Origin of the sequence: Pseudomonas sp. DWP3-1-2 (genome assembly GCF_049896285.1) — a bacterium.
GTDB lineage: Bacteria > Pseudomonadota > Gammaproteobacteria > Pseudomonadales > Pseudomonadaceae > Aquipseudomonas.
Genome location: NZ_JAFCTZ010000002.1, coordinates 295,207 through 313,385, shown reverse-complemented (window position 1 = coordinate 313,385; position 18,179 = coordinate 295,207). Strand labels below are relative to the sequence as shown.

The 18,179-nt window shown below is 58.7% G+C and carries 17 protein-coding genes; 7 read left to right on the top strand and 10 right to left on the bottom strand.

Going from position 1 to position 18,179, the window contains the following annotated elements; genetic code table 11:
- The 5 genes from lepA to rpoE form a co-directional block, all read right to left on the bottom strand.
- Positions 1–1,797, bottom strand: coding sequence for a translation elongation factor 4 (lepA, locus tag ACP7B0_RS07275; protein WP_426140428.1), 1,797 nt, complete (start codon positions 1,795–1,797; stop codon positions 1–3).
- Between the two features lie 171 nt (positions 1,798–1,968).
- Positions 1,969–3,357 (bottom strand): DegQ family serine endoprotease, encoded by a 1,389-nt coding sequence (locus ACP7B0_RS07270; protein ID WP_426140854.1) that lies wholly within the window; start codon positions 3,355–3,357, stop codon positions 1,969–1,971.
- A 347-nt stretch (positions 3,358–3,704) separates the two neighbouring features.
- Positions 3,705–4,667, bottom strand: coding sequence for a MucB/RseB C-terminal domain-containing protein (locus tag ACP7B0_RS07265; RefSeq protein WP_426140426.1), 963 nt, complete (start codon positions 4,665–4,667; stop codon positions 3,705–3,707).
- An 8-nt stretch (positions 4,668–4,675) separates the two neighbouring features.
- Positions 4,676–5,269 carry a sigma-E factor negative regulatory protein gene (locus ACP7B0_RS07260; RefSeq protein WP_426140424.1) on the bottom strand — a complete coding sequence of 198 codons (594 nt, stop codon included), beginning with the start codon at positions 5,267–5,269 and terminating at the stop codon, positions 4,676–4,678.
- Positions 5,270–5,300: 31 nt separating this feature from the next.
- A complete protein-coding gene (gene rpoE / locus ACP7B0_RS07255; RefSeq protein ID WP_020288878.1) occupies positions 5,301–5,882 on the bottom strand; it encodes an RNA polymerase sigma factor RpoE in 582 nt (193 codons plus the stop codon).
- A 499-nt stretch (positions 5,883–6,381) separates the two neighbouring features.
- Between rpoE and nadB the strand changes: the two genes are divergently transcribed.
- A complete protein-coding gene (gene nadB, locus ACP7B0_RS07250; RefSeq protein ID WP_426140423.1) occupies positions 6,382–7,998 on the top strand; it encodes an L-aspartate oxidase in 1,617 nt (538 codons plus the stop codon).
- On the opposite strand, the gene ACP7B0_RS07245 is transcribed toward nadB, so the two are convergent.
- Positions 7,967–8,434 (bottom strand): protein YgfX, encoded by a 468-nt coding sequence (locus tag ACP7B0_RS07245; protein ID WP_426140421.1) that lies wholly within the window; start codon positions 8,432–8,434, stop codon positions 7,967–7,969. The genes nadB and ACP7B0_RS07245 overlap by 32 nt on opposite strands.
- Positions 8,418–8,672 carry a succinate dehydrogenase assembly factor 2 gene (locus tag ACP7B0_RS07240; protein ID WP_426140420.1) on the bottom strand — a complete coding sequence of 85 codons (255 nt, stop codon included), beginning with the start codon at positions 8,670–8,672 and terminating at the stop codon, positions 8,418–8,420. The genes ACP7B0_RS07245 and ACP7B0_RS07240 overlap by 17 nt, the downstream gene beginning before the upstream one ends.
- Before the next feature lie 143 nt (positions 8,673–8,815).
- Here ACP7B0_RS07240 and ACP7B0_RS07235 point away from each other — a divergent pair, with 143 nt between their 5' ends.
- Both ACP7B0_RS07235 and ACP7B0_RS07230 read left to right on the top strand, forming a co-directional pair.
- Entirely contained in the window at positions 8,816–9,757 is a 942-nt protein-coding gene (locus tag ACP7B0_RS07235) for a YgfZ/GcvT domain-containing protein (protein ID WP_426140419.1), read from the top strand.
- Positions 9,758–9,862: 105 nt separating this feature from the next.
- A complete protein-coding gene (locus ACP7B0_RS07230; protein WP_426140417.1) occupies positions 9,863–10,684 on the top strand; it encodes an HDOD domain-containing protein in 822 nt (273 codons plus the stop codon).
- Between the two features lie 12 nt (positions 10,685–10,696).
- On the opposite strand, the gene ACP7B0_RS07225 is transcribed toward ACP7B0_RS07230, so the two are convergent.
- Positions 10,697–12,085: a sensor histidine kinase gene (locus tag ACP7B0_RS07225; RefSeq protein ID WP_426140415.1), complete on the bottom strand. Its 1,389-nt coding sequence runs from the start codon at positions 12,083–12,085 to the stop codon at positions 10,697–10,699.
- Positions 12,072–12,749 (bottom strand): response regulator, encoded by a 678-nt coding sequence (locus ACP7B0_RS07220; RefSeq protein ID WP_426140413.1) that lies wholly within the window; start codon positions 12,747–12,749, stop codon positions 12,072–12,074. Before ACP7B0_RS07220 ends, ACP7B0_RS07225 begins: the two co-directional genes overlap by 14 nt.
- Before the next feature lie 437 nt (positions 12,750–13,186).
- Between ACP7B0_RS07220 and ACP7B0_RS07215 the strand changes: the two genes are divergently transcribed.
- Genes ACP7B0_RS07215 through ACP7B0_RS07200 form a run of 4 tightly spaced genes read left to right on the top strand, consistent with a single transcriptional unit; the run spans position 13,187 to position 17,240 of the window.
- Positions 13,187–14,173, top strand: a complete 987-nt coding sequence (locus tag ACP7B0_RS07215) for a Bug family tripartite tricarboxylate transporter substrate binding protein (protein ID WP_426140853.1) — start codon at positions 13,187–13,189, stop codon at positions 14,171–14,173.
- Positions 14,174–14,233: 60 nt separating this feature from the next.
- On the top strand, positions 14,234–14,692 hold the full coding sequence (locus ACP7B0_RS07210) for a tripartite tricarboxylate transporter TctB family protein (RefSeq protein ID WP_426140411.1): 459 nt from the start codon (positions 14,234–14,236) through the stop codon (positions 14,690–14,692).
- Between the two features lie 3 nt (positions 14,693–14,695).
- Positions 14,696–16,210 carry a tripartite tricarboxylate transporter permease gene (locus ACP7B0_RS07205; protein ID WP_426140409.1) on the top strand — a complete coding sequence of 505 codons (1,515 nt, stop codon included), beginning with the start codon at positions 14,696–14,698 and terminating at the stop codon, positions 16,208–16,210.
- On the top strand, positions 16,203–17,240 hold the full coding sequence (locus ACP7B0_RS07200; RefSeq protein WP_426140407.1) for an AbrB family transcriptional regulator: 1,038 nt from the start codon (positions 16,203–16,205) through the stop codon (positions 17,238–17,240). Before ACP7B0_RS07205 ends, ACP7B0_RS07200 begins: the two co-directional genes overlap by 8 nt.
- A gap of 145 nt (positions 17,241–17,385) precedes the next feature.
- On the opposite strand, the gene ung is transcribed toward ACP7B0_RS07200, so the two are convergent.
- Positions 17,386–18,078: a uracil-DNA glycosylase gene (gene ung / locus ACP7B0_RS07195; protein ID WP_426140405.1), complete on the bottom strand. Its 693-nt coding sequence runs from the start codon at positions 18,076–18,078 to the stop codon at positions 17,386–17,388.
- Between the last annotated feature and the right edge of the window lie 101 nt (positions 18,079–18,179).

Here is an 18,179-nt window from a genome sequence, read left to right as displayed (position 1 = left end):
CTATTCCAACCTGAGCACTGCAAGGAAAGCTTCCTGTGGAATTTCCACGTTGCCGACCTGCTTCATGCGTTTCTTACCGGCCTTTTGCTTCTCCAGCAATTTACGCTTACGGCTGACGTCGCCGCCATAACATTTGGCCAGTACGTTCTTTCTTAGCGCCTTGACAGTGGTACGCGCCACAACCTGCCCGCCAATAGCGGCCTGGATTGCCACATCGAACATCTGTCGAGGGATCAGCTCTTTCATCTTCTCGGTCAACGCGCGACCTTTATAGTTCGCGTTGTCCCGGTGAACGATCAATGCCAGAGCATCGACTTTCTCACCGTTGATCAGCACATCGAGCTTGACCAGATTAGCGGACTGATAACGATCAAAATGATAGTCCAGCGACGCATAACCACGGCTTACCGACTTGAGACGATCAAAGAAGTCCAGAACCACTTCGTTCATCGGCAGGTCGTAGCTCACCTGGACCTGAGTACCCAGGAACAGCATGTCATGCTGCACGCCACGCTTCTCGATGCACAGCGTAATGACGTTGCCCAGGTGCTCTTGAGGCACAAGAATATTGGCCCGCACGATCGGCTCACGCATATCTTCGATGCTGGACAGATCGGGCAGCTTTGACGGGTTGTCGACGTAAATCGTTTCACCGGTCTTGAGCAGGAGCTCAAAAATCACCGTCGGCGCTGTAGTGATCAGGTCCAGGTCGTACTCGCGTTCGAGACGTTCCTGGATAATCTCCATGTGCAACATGCCGAGGAAGCCGCAACGGAAGCCGAAGCCAAGCGCGTCAGAGCTTTCCGGCGAATACTGCAGCGATGAGTCGTTGAGGGTCAGCTTCTGCAAGGCTTCGCGGAAGTCCTCGAAGTCGTCAGAACTGACCGGAAACAGACCGGCATACACCTGCGGCTGAATACGCTTGAAGCCCGGCAGCACTGCAACATCCGGTGTCGTGCTCAAGGTCAGGGTGTCACCGACCGGCGCGCCGTGAATGTCCTTGATGCCTGCAATGATGAAGCCCACTTCACCGGCTTTCAGGTCGACCGTGGCAGTGTGCTTGGGGGTGAAAACGCCCACGCTGTCGACCAGGTGCATCTTGCCGGTGGATTTGACGAGGATCTTGTCGCCCTTGCGCACTCGACCGTGGCGCACACGCACCAGGGAGACAACGCCCAGGTAGTTGTCGAACCAGGAGTCAATGATCAACGCTTGCAGCGGGTCTTCGATATTGCCGGTGGGTGCAGGAATGGTCTGAACCAGACGTTCCAGCACTTCGTCGACGCCCATGCCGCTCTTGGCGCTGCAGGCCACGGCGTCAGTGGCGTCGATACCGATGATCTTTTCGATTTCTTCCTTGACGCGGTCCGGATCGGCCTGCGGCAAGTCCATTTTGTTCAGCACCGGCATGACCTCAAGGCCTTGCTCGATGGCGGTATAGCAGTTGGCTACGGACTGGGCTTCAACGCCCTGCCCCGCATCGACGACCAGCAGCGCACCTTCACATGCCGCCAGGGAACGGCTGACTTCATAGGTGAAGTCCACGTGGCCCGGGGTGTCAATGAAGTTTAACTGGTAGGTTTTGCCGTCGTTGGCCTTGTAGTGCAGTGTCACGCTGTGGGCCTTGATGGTGATCCCGCGCTCGCGCTCAAGATCCATGGAGTCAAGTACCTGAGCTTCCATTTCGCGCTCGGACAAGCCACCGCACATTTGAATGAAGCGGTCGGCCAGCGTCGACTTGCCATGGTCAATGTGGGCGATGATGGAGAAATTGCGGATATGACTCAAATCACTCACGGATCAACACTCAAAAAGGTTGCAGGCAGTTTACCCGCCGAAAAATAGCCGGGAATTGTACCTGAAGTATCGCCGGGGCGTCACGTTCACAGGCGAGAGGATCGGCATTACCCGACGCAACACGCAGAAAAAAGGGCGGTATCAACCGCCCTCTCCCGTTAATGCATGCGGCTATTCAGCCAGTTTGAAGGTAATGAAGCTGGCTCGACCCTGACGCAGGACACGCAGGGACACCGAGCGGTTCTTCGGCAGGTCTTTTGCCACCTCAGTGAAGTTCTTGGCTGAGGTAATCGCCTGGTTGTTCAAGTGCGTGATCACATCGCCTGGCTGCAGACCGATAAGGGCCGCGGGACCCTCCTGCACTTCCTTGATGATGACACCGCCCTTCAGATCAAGCGTCTTTTGCTGTTCGGCGGTCAGATCAGCGACCGAAACACCCAAACGGTTACTGCTGCGCTCGATGCCCGTGCCGTCAGCAGAACCCATTTCCTGACCTTCGTCCGGCAACGCACCGACCGTCACGTCAAGGGTCTTGCGTTTGCCGTCACGGATCACGTCAAGCTGGACCTTGCTACCGTCCTTGAGATTGCCGACGATTTGCGGCAGATCAGCCGACATCACGATCGGGTGGCCATTGGCGTTCAGAATAACGTCACCTACCTGCAGACCGCCCTTGGCGGCTGGACCACCTTCAAGCACCTGAGCAACCAGGGCACCGGCGGGCTTGTCCAGGCCGAACGATTCAGCCAGGTCTTTGTTGACCTCTTGAATCACCACACCCAGCCAGCCACGATTGACCTTGCCGCTGGCCTTGAGCTGGTTGGCCACGTCCATCGCGACGTTAATCGGGATGGCGAAAGACAGCCCCATGAAGCCGCCTGAGCGCGTGAATATCTGCGAGTTGATCCCTACGACTTCGCCGGCCATGTTGAACAGCGGGCCACCCGAGTTACCCGGATTGATCGCGACGTCGGTCTGGATGAACGGTACGTAGGTGTCATTGGGCAGGCTACGGCCTTTGGCGCTGACAATACCTTTGGTCGCAGAGTGATCGAAACCGAACGGCGAACCGATGGCCAGCACCCATTCACCCACCTTGAGCTTTTCGGAGTCGCCCAGCTTCACGGTAGGCAAATCCTTGCCGTCGATCTTCAGCACCGCAACGTCTGTACGTGGGTCAGTGCCGACCAGCTTGGCTTTGAGCTCACTACGGTCCGACAGACGAACCAGAATTTCGTCGGCGCCATCGATCACATGATTGTTCGTCAGGACGTAACCGTCAGGGGAAATGATAAACCCTGAACCCAGGGACTGCGCTTCGCGCTGACGGTCACCTCTTGGCGTGCCGGGCGCGCGCGGGCCCTGATTCGGCACGCTGCGCTCAAGAAACTCGCGGAGCATGGGCGGCAGGCCTTCAAGATCAGGCATCTGCCCGGCAACAGCACGGTCCGGCAATTTCTGACGAGTACTGATATTCACCACCGCCGGTGATGCCTGCTCGACCAGCGTCGTGAAGTCCGGCAATGCTTCCGCCTGGGCAGTAGCAACCTGCCCCAGCATCAACACGGCGGCGATCAGTGAAAGATAGGATTTAAAGCTTGGTATCAACATACGGCTCCCGTTAACGACGAGCGTGGTTAAGCAATACAGATCAAACGACCCAATGGACTTGCGCCTCAGCACTCACGACAGCGCATTGCCATCAGCCAATATTTCCGGCCCTGAAACAACAAAGGCCAGAGCTGCGAAGCTGTGACCTATAGAAAAAAACGAAACTTTTTGCAACTTTGCATAGCTCACCAAACATTTCAACAAGCCGCATAACGATCGCGACAACGCGTGTTTACGGGACAGGGAGCCCAAAATGAAACGTTTTACACCTTGGGCCCCAATCCTCATTACACAGACTACTTTCTGCTCGCCTGAACATCATCGCCACGCATGGAAAGTGCGATGCGCTCGGCAGTACCAATCGGAATTTCACCCACAACCGTCACCATGGCATCACCCTTGGGGGTGGCCAGGCGCCGCGACACGGCAACAGTAGGCCCCAGTTGAGTGCGAATATCGGTCACCGTAGCGCCGCTCACCGGCTCGATGAATACCGAGAAACGGGATAGACCGTCGTCATACATCAGACTGGTAACCAGGACTTTTGACGTCGGATCAATACGGGACGTGCTCCCGGTCAATTCGAAACCGGGCGGGACCCATTCAAAGTGCCACGGCGCGGAATCAGCGCGAGTCTCGGACCTGGCTTTCATCACGCCCACCGGCTTGCAATCGGCGCTCGGCTGAAGCATCTGATCGCTGGGGAGGTCCGTTGCATTGAGGTCGGTAAACTGGAAGCGCTCCAGCAATTGCCCTTTATCGCTCAGCAACAACGATTTGAGTGGCAATCCGGTTTCGTTATCCACGTGAAGTTCGATGCCGTAGCGGTGCTGGTCTTTCGGCGTCAGGGCAATGATTGTCGCAGCGCGACCCGCCACCCGCGACTTGCCGGCATCCTTGATGTCGTAAAAAGCCGAAAGCTTTTTCACGTCGAAAGTTCTGGCAGGAGGATCAGGCAGGTTGCTGACCCCGGCCTCGAGCGTACCGCTGACGCATTGCGTCAGGCCGTTAACGCGAAGGACTTCCTGGGGGGAGCCATCGAGCTGGAGCAAGTGCTCCCTGACCTTGCCACCGTCAACACGGTGCCAGATGCGATGGGTAGAAAAACTACCATTGCGCTCGTAGACGAAAGTACCTTGGAAGCTTTGTTGTTGCTGCGCCTGCGCAAGACGCTTGAGCGTGTCTTGCGCATCATCGGCATGAGCGGGGAGGACAAACCACCCACCTAAAAGCAACGACAGTAGAGGGATGGCGCGCATGGTCCTCCTTAACGGTTTTCCAGGCTGGCAGCGCGAGCGTAAGGCAGGGCGCTTTCAGTCCCCTTCAACGCAGCTTGCTGAGCATGTTGACGCAGGTAACCTGGCAAGCGCTGATCATGCCAGCCGGCCTGATTCTGCAACACACCGTTAGCCATCGGGCCAGGTGCCTGCTCAGCACTTTCTGTATAACCCGCCAGCACTGCCGGCCCTTTGACTTGCGGCGTAGACAGGTTGGCAGGCTGCTGAGCCTGCTGCGCCAATTCGACGCCGGCAATCTCATCCTGATTGTACAAACGCACACCGGCCAATACCGCGACGGTTACGGATGCAGCTACAGCCAAGCGACCGAGAGTACGCCAAGGACCGCGGGCAACCTTGAGCGGGCTGACTTCATCGGCGATTGCGGCAGATACGGCGGCCGTAATGTCCAGATGAGGGATCAGTAACTCTTTATGCATCGCTGCACGGGCAATCTGATAACGAGACCATGTGGCACGTGTGTCCGCATCGTCAATGGCATTTAATACCCGACGTAATTCCAATTCGTCCGCTTCGTTATCCATCACCGCGGACAGCGATTCCTGCAGGGCTTCACGACTCATGGCGGTTCCTCTCTTGGCTATCGCCGCTGTCTCAGGATTCCTGCAACAACGGCTGCAGGGCTTTATCGATGGCTTCCCGAGCGCGGAAAATCCGAGACCGCACGGTACCCACCGGACATTGCATGACGCTGGCAATGTCTTCGTAACTCAGACCATCGAACTCACGTAAAGTTAGAGCGGTACGCAAATCTTCTGGCAGCAACTGGATGGTTCGATGGACAGTTCCTTCGATTTCATCCCTCAGCAATGCACGCTCTGGCGACTCGATATCCTTGAGGCCATGATCGCCATCGTAGAATTCCGCATCCTCAGACCTGACATCGCTATCCGGTGGCCTCCGACCTCTGGACACCAAATAGTTTTTCGCCGTGTTAATGGCGATGCGGTACAGCCATGTGTAAAAGGCGCTGTCACCGCGAAAGTTTCCAAGCGCACGATAAGCCTTGATAAAGGCTTCTTGCGCAACGTCCTGGGCTTCATGGGTGTCGTGCACAAATCGCACGATCAACCCGAGAATCTTGTGCTGATATTTCAACACCAACAGATCAAAAGCTCGCTTATCGCCGCGCTGTACGCGCTCGACCAGCTGCTGATCCTCTTCCTGGGTTAACATGAACACTCCTCATTGAGCTTAAAGGAGCATTGCAGCGGCCACTGTATCGGCTTGCATACATAGACTCGGGCTTCTCGCAAAAGTTCTCCCCCTCCAAGCAAGTTTCCGGCTGACACTCGTAGGCCTGCACGAAAAACGCAGCTCGAACTAGGTCGGCTGCGCGAATAATCTTGTCGTCGAATTCGCTGGCAGTGGCTGCAAAGAGCCCCGCATTAAGCCGACGCTGTCCTTTTAAAGGCAACCTGCTATTGAGCGTGGGTGATATCAAAAGTTCCCAGTCTCAATATTCGGGCGTAAATACCACATTTATCGTCACCCGTAGAAAACCTGACTGACGCGATATACATCCGTGCCTTATCCGACAGGAAATGGGTATGCATGACGCTTTGGACTGGCGCACAATCCCAGCCCGCTGTGGTTCCACAATGCCATAAAAGCGCGGCTATTGTGCCGATCCACCCTTACTTATACTAGTGGCCGCTTTACGCGGAATTCAGACATGAGCCAACATTTTCAGCACGATGTACTGGTGATCGGCAGCGGCGCGGCGGGCTTGAGCCTTGCACTGACATTGCCCGCTCATCTGAGCGTTGCGGTTTTAAGCAAAGGTGAGCTGGCCAACGGTTCTACATTCTGGGCCCAGGGCGGGGTTGCGGCCGTTCTGGATGACACCGACACCGTCCAATCCCATGTCGAAGACACCCTGGATGCCGGTGGTGGCCTCTGCAATGAAGACGCCGTGCGATTCACGGTTGAGCATAGCCGCGAATCGATTCAGTGGCTGATCGATCAGGGCGTGCCGTTCACTCGTGACGACCAGACAACCACCGAGGATGGCGGTTTCGAGTTTCATCTCACCCGTGAAGGTGGTCACAGTCATCGCCGCATCATTCACGCCGCCGATGCCACCGGCGCCGCGATATTCAAGACGTTACTGGCCCGAGCACGGGAGCGATCCAATATCGAGTTGCTGGAGCAACGTGTCGCGGTCGATCTGATTACCGAACGACGCCTGGGCCTGGACGGCAAACGCTGCCTGGGCGCCTACGTGCTCAATCGCAACAGCGGCGAAGTCGACACCTACGGCGCACGCTTCACGATTCTGGCCACCGGCGGCGCAGCCAAGGTTTATCTGTACACCAGCAACCCCGACGGCGCCTGTGGCGACGGTATCGCCATGGCCTGGCGCTCGGGCTGCCGAGTCGCGAATCTGGAGTTCAACCAGTTCCACCCTACCTGCCTTTATCATCCGCTGGCCAAGAGTTTTCTGGTGACCGAGGCACTCCGCGGCGAAGGCGCCTGGCTCAAGCTGCCCAACGGCGAGCGCTTCATGCAGCGCTTCGATCCTCGCGGCGAACTGGCCCCACGAGACATCGTTGCCCGCGCCATCGACCATGAAATGAAGCGGCTGGGTATCGACTGCGTTTATCTGGACATCAGCCACAAGCCACCGGAGTTCATCAAAAGCCACTTTCCGACGGTTTATGAACGCTGTCTGGAGTTCTCCATCGACATCACCCGTCAGCCGATCCCGGTGGTTCCGGCAGCGCATTACACCTGCGGAGGCGTGATGGTCGACCAACACGGGCGTACCGATGTGCCGGGCCTGTATGCCATCGGCGAAACCAGCTTTACCGGCCTGCACGGTGCAAACCGCATGGCCAGCAATTCGTTGCTGGAGTGCTTCGTCTATGCCCGCTCCGCCGCTGCCGACATCGTGCAGCACCTCCCCGAAAGCAAGGCCAGGCACGACCTGCCCACCTGGGACGCCAGCCAGGTCACCGATTCGGACGAGGACGTGATCATCGCCCACAACTGGGATGAGCTGCGCCGCTTCATGTGGGACTACGTGGGGATCGTGCGCACCAACAAACGCCTGCAACGTGCTCAGCACCGGGTGCGCCTGTTGCTGGACGAAATCGACGAGTTCTACAGCAATTACAAGGTCAGCCGGGACCTGATCGAACTGCGTAACCTGGCGCAGGTAGCCGAGCTGATGATCAATTCGGCCATGGCCCGCAAGGAAAGCCGGGGCCTGCATTACACCCTGGACTACCCGGGCATGCTGCCCCAGGCCCTGGACACTATTCTGGTGCCGCCCACCTACGTCGGCTGAATTTCAATCGTACACGCAGGCGTCGGTGATCATCCGGCGCCATGGCGTCTCGCGGGATGCACAGCCCGCGTGCCCATCGCGAACGCTCCCCGCCCCTGCCCACCAGCCGAAAGCGCAGTATCACAAACAGCGGCAGCGCCATGCTGTCGCGGCAGAGTTGCACGCCCTGCCAGCCGTTCTGTCGATTCCACAGCTGCCAGCCATCGGCCGTGCGCCGCAGGGCCGTAAACGCCGACGGGCGATTGAGCAGGATAAGGTTCGGGATGACCCACCAACCGTGGGCAACGCACAGGAAAACGCCACTCAGGCAAATCAGGAGCGGGATATCCAGCAGGAAAAGCGAGAGCAGCGCCAGCACCTGGGCACCCAAGTAAGCCGCAAGCAGCCATCGGGACGGCTGCCAACGGCATTCGAAACGATCAGTGAGGCTGGACACGATCCAGAATCATTCGAACCATGCGCTGCAACTCGGCATCTTCGGACTCCGCGCGCTGCATGAACCAGCCGAACATATCCTGATCTTCACACGTGAGCAGGCGGCGATAGAGATCGCGGTCTACATCGTTGAGCGTCGGGTAGACCTCCCGGACAAACGGTACCAGCAGCACATCCAGTTCAAGCATGCCGCGGCGGCTGTGCCAGTAAAGGCGGTTGAGTTCGACGTCTTCGACCATGGAGCGCTCCTCGAAATAGGCGGGGAGTATACAACCGCCGGCCAACAGAGCGAACCGTACAATGGTCGCAGCAGTTTTCATGTACCCATAATGAACACTCGGCACTATCATGTGCCCCAGACTTTTTATCCCTGCGGAAACCCATGTCCGAATCAGCTTTCTTCTGCACGCTCTCCCATGAAGGGGTTCTGGCCGTGCGCGGCGTAGACGCCAGCAAATTCCTTCAAGGACAACTGACCTGCAACCTGAATTACCTGAGCGATGCAACGGCCACCCTCGGGGCGCGCTGTACGCAAAAGGGTCGCATGCAGTCAAGCTTTCGCATCCTGCTCGAAGGGGACGGCTGCCTGCTGGCAATGGCCAGCGAGCTGATCGAGCCACAGCTGGCCGATCTGAAGAAATACGCAGTGTTCTCCAAATCCAGACTGACCGACGAAAGCGCTTCGTGGGTTCGCTATGGCCTGCAAAACGGTGATGGCGCCCTGATGAGCCTTGGTCTGGATTTGCCGCAGGACACCGATGCGGTGGCCCGCGCCAACGACTTGATCGCCATCCGCGTATCCCCGGGCAGAGCAGAACTCTGGGTTCGGGCCGAACAGACCGCTGATATTCCCTCGCGTCTGGCCGCACAATTGCCGCAGGGCACGCTCAATGACTGGCTGCTCGGGCAGATTCGGGCAGGTATCGGACAAGTGGTCGGGGCGACTCGCGAGGAGTTCATTCCGCAGATGCTCAACCTGCAGGCCGTTGGCGGCGTGAGCTTCAAGAAGGGCTGCTACACCGGTCAGGAAATCGTTGCGCGGATGCAGTACCTGGGTAAGCTCAAACGTCGCCTGTATCGGCTGTCACTCCCGGAACAGAGCGTCCCTGAGCCTGGTACCCCGCTGTTTTCCCCGGTTCACGCCAGCGCAGTGGGCAACGTGGTGATGGCTGCCCAAGCGCAAGATGGCGTGGAATTGCTGGCAGTCTTGCAGGCTGATGCGGCGGAAGATGATCATATCCGCCTGGGCTCACCTGAAGGGCCGATGCTGAAAATGGCCGATCTGCCCTACACCCTCGACAGCAAACTCGAAACCCAGCGTTGATATCAACGAACACCTGGGCTCGACCAATGTCTGCTTATCTGCCACGCCTGGGATTCTTTCACAGGAACCGAGGCACAGAACTCCCCTACGCCAACGAGATGCGACATGAGTGAAATGGCTGACGAGGTGCAGAGGCATTTGATCAGGGCTATCGATAGAGATGCCCTGTTTCTGCCGACTCTCCCGGAAGTGGCACTAAAAATTCGCCTCGCTGCAGAGGACACGGAGATCAGTATCGCCGCCCTGAGTAAAGTCATCGGCAGCGACACGGCGCTTTCCGCACGATTGATCAAAGTGGTCAACAGCCCGCTGTTGCGCCCCAATTTTGAAGTCAGTGACGTCAATACGGCCATTACCCGGCTGGGGGTCATCTACAGCTGCAATCTGGCCATCGGTTTGGTGGTCGAACAGATGTTCCACGCCAAGTCGCCAGTGATCGAACGCAAAATGCGTGAAATCTGGCAGCAAAGCCTGCAAGTGGCCGGAATCAGTTACGCATTGAGCAGTCGGCGGGGGCATCTGAGGCCCGATCAGGCGACGCTGGCCGGGTTGATTCATCTGATTGGCGTCTTGCCGATCCTGACGTATGCCGAGGAGCACAACGAGTTGCTGTCCGACGCAGTCAGCCTCAATCATGTGATCGAACGCATTCATCCGGTGATTGGCGAACGGTTACTACGCTCCTGGGACTTCCCCGAGCCGCTGGCATCGGTGCCTGCCAGGTTTCAGGATTTCACGCGGGTGTCGCAGCGCGCCGATTACATTGACCTGGTGCAGGTGGCGACCGTGCATTTGTATCAAGGAACCACGCATCCGTATGGCCAGATCGAACTCGACAGCCTGCCCGCGTTTCATCAACTGGGACTGGATTCGAGCGGTGGCAACCTGAATGCAGAAATGGAAGAAGCCAAGCTCATGCTGTATTGAGTGGACGCGGACTCATTGAGCCTCGACAAAGCTGACTCGCACTTTCAAACCCTGCCCGGCGCTGTCATGCAAACTGATCTGCGCCAGATGCGCGCGACAAATCTCGCCAACGATGGCCAATCCCAACCCTGAACCGCTGCCCTGTTGACGACTGCGATAAAAGCGCTCGAAAACCCGGTCGCGCTCGGCCTCGGGAATGCCAGGGCCATCATCCTCAACCTCAAGAATGCCGGGCGCACTGACCCGCAGAATCACATTGCCGCCCGACGGCGTATGCGCCAGGGCATTGTCGATGAGATTGCTGAGCAATTCGTTGAGCAGCGTCGGCTCGCCCCGCAACCAGACCGGATCTTCGGCTTCCAACGCCAAGGCAACGCCGTGAGCATGCGCCAAGGGTGCCATGGCCATGCCCAGTTCCCGGGCCAGCTGGCTCAGATCCAGCAACTCGGCACCGCCCTCGGCAATGGCTCGGGCACCGTTTTCAATCCGCGCCAGCGACAACAGTTGGTTGGCCAGATGGGTCAGCCGATCCGTGCCCTGTGCGGCGCTTTCGAGGGTCGAACGCCAATCGGCAGGTTCCTGGGAGCGCAACCCCAGCTCGACGCGAGCCTTTAGCGCGGCCAGCGGCGTGCGCAGTTCATGCGCCGCATCGGCAATGAACTGCGCCTGACGCTCGAATTGCTGGCGCAGGCGCTCGGTAAAGTGGTTAAGCGCGCTGACCAGCGGGCGCAGCTCATGCTGAACTTCGACCAGAGGCAACGAACGCAAATCGTCTGGCTGCCGCTCTTCGACTTCGGTGCGTAACCGCTCCAATGGCCGCAACGCCGCACTCACGGTGAACCAGACCAGCAGCAATGCGCCCGCACCGAGCATGCCAAGGCGCAGCAAGGTATCGGCCATCAGACCTTGCGCCATGCTGATCCTGGCCTCTTCGGTTTCGGCGACACGTATTTCCGCCATACCGTTCATGTTCGGCTCACTGACCGGTTTGAGCAGGCTGACGACGCGCACACTCTGGCCCTGATAGCGACCGTTGTAAAAGCTGGCCAGCGCCGGGTAATCGTCGGTACGCAATGTCCCGGGAGGTGGTGGCGGCAGGTTTTCATAGCCCGAGATCAACTGCTTGTTGATGTCATTGACCTGGTAGTAGATTCGCCCCGCGCTGTCGTAGGCGAAGGTATCCAGCGCGATATACGGCACATCGGCGCTCAAGGTGCCGTCACGCTGGGAGACGCCCGCCGCGATGGTCCGTGCAGACGCCAACAGCGTGCGGTCGTAAGCGGTGTCAGCGGCTTCACGGCCGTTCCAGTAGGCACTCAGGCCGCTGGCCAGCATCAGAACCGTCAGCAGCAGGCCCAGGTTCCACAGCAGTCGCCCGCGAAGACTGTTATGCCGGCTCATCGCGACTTTCCAGCAAGTAGCCCAGCCCCCGGAAGGTCACGATAGCAACTGGCTGGCCATCAAGTTTCTTGCGCAAGCGATGCACGTAGATCTCGATGGCGTCTGCGCTGGCCTCCTCATCCAGACCGAATACCTGGGAAGCCAGCTGCTCTTTGCTCATGACGCGGCCGGGCCGTGCAATCAAGGCTTCAAGAACGGCCTGCTCTCTTGAGGTCAGGGTCAGTAACTCTTCACCCAGGGTAAAGCGCCGGGTATCCAGGTCGTAGGTCAATACGCCACAACGCTGCTGCCGCTCGCCACCCAACACCGTGCGGCGCAGCAGGGCCTTGACCCGGGCCTCAAGCTCCGAGAGTTCAAACGGTTTGGCCAGATAATCATCGGCGCCGAGATTGAGTCCGTGAACACGGTCCTTCACATCACTGCGCGCGGTGAGCATCAGCACCGGCAGATTCTTGCCCCGCGCGCGCAGACGCGCCAATACCTCAAACCCGTTAAGCCGCGGCAAACCGACATCAAGGATAGCCACGGCATACTCCTCGCTGCTCAGCGCCAGGTCTGCGGCGACACCGTCATGCAATACATCGACGGTCAAACCCGCGCTTTTGAGCGCCTGCGCAACGCTTTCGGCCAATTGCGGATGGTCTTCGACGAGCAGAACACGCATCGACTTCTCCTGATTGCGTGACGGTAAGAGCGCGGAGTTTACAGGCGCGCCGCCTGCTGTGAAGCACGAAACACTGACAAATACATTTTAGTTTGCACATGAAAGGTAGCTGAAAGGTTTGTGAAAGCTTCGCTGTTTAGCATTGCGAAAAGGCCCGTAAACCGGACCTGGTGAAAAGCGCCCCGATGCGCTTTCTAATAAAAACAAAAAATGGAGTCACCCATGAACACGCCTGATTTTTCAGCTGTTCGGCATTCGTATCATCTCTCTTCTCTTTATTCAGATCTCGCTGACAGGTTCACGCCTGAGCGATCCTCCCCGGTCGTTCGCCAGACCCGATATTCGCCTGATCGTCACCGATAAAGCGTCTTGCCCAAGCTGCGGGTTGCTTTGCCACGTCACCGCTGCACATCCAAAAACAACAACTCTTCTGGAGACTGACCATGAATTTGTCTATGCGTCGTTTCGCTGTAGCCACTGGCTGCATGATGCTCGCGACCCAACTGTTCGCCGCTGAACCCAAACGCCCCGAATGCATTGCACCCGCATCACCGGGCGGCGGTTTCGACCTGACGTGCAAGCTGGTGCAAAGCGCCCTGATCAACGAAAAAATCCTCACCAAACCCATGCGTGTGACTTACATGCCTGGCGGCGTCGGCGCAGTGGCCTACAACGCCGTTGTCGCCCAGCGCCCCGCCGATGCCGGCACGCTCGTGGCGTGGTCCAGCGGATCGCTGTTGAACCTGGCCCAGGGCAAGTTTGGTCGTTTCGATGAAAACGCCGTGCGCTGGCTGGCGGCAGTCGGCACCAGCTACGGGGCTATCGCGGTGAAAGCTGACTCGCCCTACAAAAACCTCGACGATCTGGTCAAGGCGCTCAAGGCCGATCCCAGCAAAGTCGTGATCGGTTCCGGCGGCACCGTCGGCAGCCAGGACTGGATGCAAACCGCACTGATTGCCAAAGCCGCCGGGATCAACCCGCGCGACCTGCGTTACGTGGCGCTCGAAGGCGGCGGTGAAATCGCCACGGCATTGCTTGGCGGCCACATTCAGGTGGGCAGTACCGATATTTCCGACTCCATGCCGCACATCCTCAGCGGCGACATGCGCCTGCTGGCGGTGTTCTCGGATAAGCGTCTGGACGAGCCGGAAATGAAAAACATCCCCACCGCCAAAGAGCAAGGCTACGACATTGTCTGGCCGGTGGTGCGTGGTTTCTACCTCGGGCCAAAGGTGACGGACGAAGAGTACAACTGGTGGAAAGACGCTTTCGACAAGCTGCTGGCTTCCGAAGATTTCGCCAAGTTGCGTGACCAGCGTGAACTGTTCCCGTTTGCCATGACCGGGCAGGAGCTGGACACCTACGTGAAGAAGCAAGTCGCCGACTACAAGACCCTGGCCAAGGAATTTGGCCTGATTCAGTGATCGCCTGACTGACTAGAGGTTGTGCCGCCTGCGCGGCGGCGCAATCCGGGAGCTTGCACCATGTTGATCCAACGAATTTTTGCGGCCGTTGTGTTGCTGGTCTGTATTGGCCTGGCACTGATGGCCTGGCCGTATCAGGCACCGTTCTCCTACGAACCGGTCGGCCCACGGGCTTTTCCCCTGTTGATCCTGGCCCTGATGGGATTGGCGCTGGCGTACATGGTGGTACGTCCGACGCCCATCGTTCATACCGAAGAAGACCCACAACTGGACCGCGACACAATCATCAAGATCACCCTCTGCGTGGTGTTGCTGCTGATTTTCGCCGGGACGTTCGAACCGCTGGGCTTCATTCTGAGCAGCATTCTCATCGGTATTCCCATGGCGCGCCTGTATGGCGGTCGCTGGCTGCCGAGCGTGATTGTGGTGACGTTGATGAGCATCGGCCTCTACCTTCTATTCGATAAAGCCATGGACGTTCCGTTGCCCCTGGGCTTGCTTGACGTTCTGGAGAACTGATCAATGGATACTTTCAGCTATCTCGGCCAAGGCTTCGGCGTTGCGCTGACCCCCTACAACCTGGTGACCGCGCTGTCCGGCACCTTGATCGGTACCGTCGTTGGTTTGCTGCCGGGACTCGGTCCCATCAATGGCGTCGCGCTGTTGATTCCAATCGCCTTCGCCCTGGGCCTGCCACCGGAGTCAGCGTTGATCCTGCTGGCGGCGGTGTACCTGGGTTGTGAATATGGCGGCCGGATCAGTTCGATCCTGCTGAACATTCCGGGCGAGGCCTCCACGGTCATGACCACGCTCGACGGCTACCCTATGGCTCGCCAGGGCCTTGCAGGTGTCGCGCTTTCGTTGTCGGCATGGAGTTCGTTCATCGGAGCGTTGATTGCCACCTGCGGCATGGTGATGTTCGCCCCGCTGCTGGCCAAATGGGCGATTGCCTTTGGTCCTGCGGAATATTTCGTGATGATGGTGTTTGCCATTGTCTGCCTGGGCGGCATGGCGGGCGACCGGCCTTTAAAAACCTTCATTGCGGCACTGATCGGTCTGTTCCTGTCGGCAGTGGGCATTGACGCCAACAGCGGCGTCTATCGCTTCACAGGCGATAACATTCACCTGACGGATGGCATCCAGTTCGTCGTGCTGGTGCTGGGCCTGTTTTCCATCAGCGAAATTCTGCTGCTGCTGGAGAAAACCCACCGCGGCCAGGAGGCAGTAAAAGCCACCGGGCGCATGATGTTCAACCTGAAAGAAGCCACTGCGGTGTTCGCCGTGAACGTCCGGTGCGGTCTGCTGGGCTTTATCATGGGCGTGCTGCCGGGTGCTGGCGCGACCTTGGCCAGCGCCGTCGCCTACATGACCGAGAAGCGCCTTGCGGGCCAGACCGGCAAGTTCGGCCAGGGCGACATGCGTGGCCTCGCCGCACCGGAAACAGCCATCGGCGCATCCGCTTGCGGCGCTCTGGTACCCATGCTGACCCTTGGCATTCCAGGTTCGGGCACCACGGCTGTAATGATCGGCGCGTTGTCGCTGTACAACATCACCCCGGGCCCCATGCTGTTTCAGCAACAACCCGATATTGTCTGGGGGCTGATTGCGTCGTTGTTTGTCGCCAACATCATGCTGGTGATCCTCAACATCCCGATGATTCGCATCTTTACCCGCATCCTCAACGTGCCGAACTGGGCGCTGGTACCGGTCATCGCGATCATCACCGGGATCGGTGTCTATGCGGTCCATGCCACGACCTTCGACCTGTTCCTGATGGTTGGTATCGGTATCGTCGGTTACATCCTGCGCAAGCTGGACTTCCCGCTGTCGCCCATCCTGCTGGGCTTCATCCTCGGCGGCCTGATGGAACAGAACCTGCGTCGGGCGCTGTCGATTTCCAACGGTGCGATGGAAATTCTCTGGTCCAGCCCTATCACCCTGGGTATCTGGGTATTGACCGCCATCATGCTGGTGTTCCCGCTGGTCCGCATCTGGCGCAAACGCTCGGCGCAACGCGTTGCGGCCACTCGTGTCTGACCAGTCCTTCAGGGCCTGGTGGGGAACGCCGCTGGTCGGTCTGGCGGGCGGCTACCTCGCCAGTCTGGTCGGCTGGCCACTGCCCTGGATGGTGGGCTCGCTGCTGGCGATCATCCTGGTGCGTTGCCTGACGCCCTGGCAGTTGGCAGAAATTCCCGGCGGCCGCAAATGCGGCCAATGGGTGGTCGGAATCGGCATTGGCCTGCACTTCACCCCCGTGGTGATCGAGCAGGTCTTGTCGAATTTCGGTCTGATCTTTTTTGGCGCGCTGATTACCAGCGTGTCCTGTGTTATCGGGGTCTGGTTGATGCGCCGCAGCGGGGAAGATCGCGCGACGGCGTTTTTTTCCAGCATGCCCGGCGGCTCCGGCGAAATGGTCAATCTGGGTGCCCGCAACGGCGCCACCCTCAGCAGTGTCGCCGCCGGACAAAGCTTGCGGGTGCTGACCGTGGTGCTCTGCGTTCCGGCTATTTTCAAATACCTGTTGGGCGACGGAGCACCGGTTTTCCATGGGGGGTCCGTCAACGCAGGGTGGCTGGCGGTGCTGTTTCCTCTGGGCGCAGCCGTGGCCTGGCTTTGGCAACGCTTGAGACAACCCAACCCCTGGTTGTTTGGCCCTTTGCTGGTCAGCGCGGTGGTCAGCGTGAGTTTCGATCTGCACATCGGCTTGCCCGACGGCGGCAGTCAGGTAGGTCAATGGCTGATCGGCAGTGGTCTGGGCTGTCATTTCAATCGAGAGTTTTTCCGCCGTGCGCCTTCCTTTATAGGCAGGACGTTGTTGGGCACCGCCCTGACCATGATCATCGCCGCCCTCGCCGCCTGGAGCCTCAGCACGGCGACGCATCTGGACCTGCGTTCGCTGACGCTGGGCATGATGCCCGGCGGGATCGCGGAAATGAGCCTGACGGCGGAAGTGTTGCAGTTGTCTGTGCCGTTGGTGACGGCGATGCAGGTCATGCGGTTGTTGTTTGTGTTGTTTCTGGCGGAGCCGGTGTTTCGGTATTGGGATCGGCGGGGTGGGCAGTTTTAGGCGCCTGGCGTATCGCCTTCCCGGCTAAAGCCGGTCCCACGGGAAAAACGGACCCAGCCGTCAGGACGGAACCTGTATAAACAGCACCGCCAATGCTGTTGCGGCCACCCGACCTTAGCCGCAACCTCCAGGCATCAAACCAGACTTAAGCACTCGGCAATCGCCAATCAATCGGCGTCATCCCATTCTGCTCAAGGTACTTGTTGGCGCGGCTGAAATGCCCGCACCCCAGAAACCCCTTGTAAGCCGACAACGGCGAAGGATGCACCGACGTCAGCACCAGATGCTTGGTGGCATCGACCAGCTTCTGCTTGCTCTGCGCATGAGCGCCCCACAGCATGAACACCAGATGCGGCTGGCTGGCACTGACCGTCTCGATCACTTTGTCGGTGAAATGCTGCCAGCCCTTGCCCGCGTGAAAGGCGGCATTGGCGCGCTCGACGGTCAAGGTTGTGTTCAGCATCAGCACACCCTGATCAGCCCAGGACTGCAGATGACCGTGGGCAGGAATATCGATGTTCAGGTCACGCTTGAGCTCTTTATAGATGTTCACCAGCGACGGCGGCGCAGGCACACCGGGTTGCACCGAGAAGCACAAGCCGTGGGCCTGGCCAGGGCCGTGGTAAGGGTCCTGGCCGAGGATGACGACCTTGACCTGATCCAATGGCGTGGAGTTCAGCGCGTTGAAGATCAACGGCCCCGGTGGATAGATTTCCTTGCCCGCAGCATGTTCCTGACGCAGGAATTCGCGCAGCTGGCTCATGTAGGGTTTATCGAACTCGTCACGCAGCGCGTGCTTCCAGCTGGGTTCAAGCTTGATGCGGTCGTCGGATGTCATGGTCATACCTTGCAAAACAGTGGACGGACACTAGGAAACGTCGCCACCAATGTCAAATACAGCGCGCGCCACGCTGCCGTTTCCTACACTTGATCGCAACT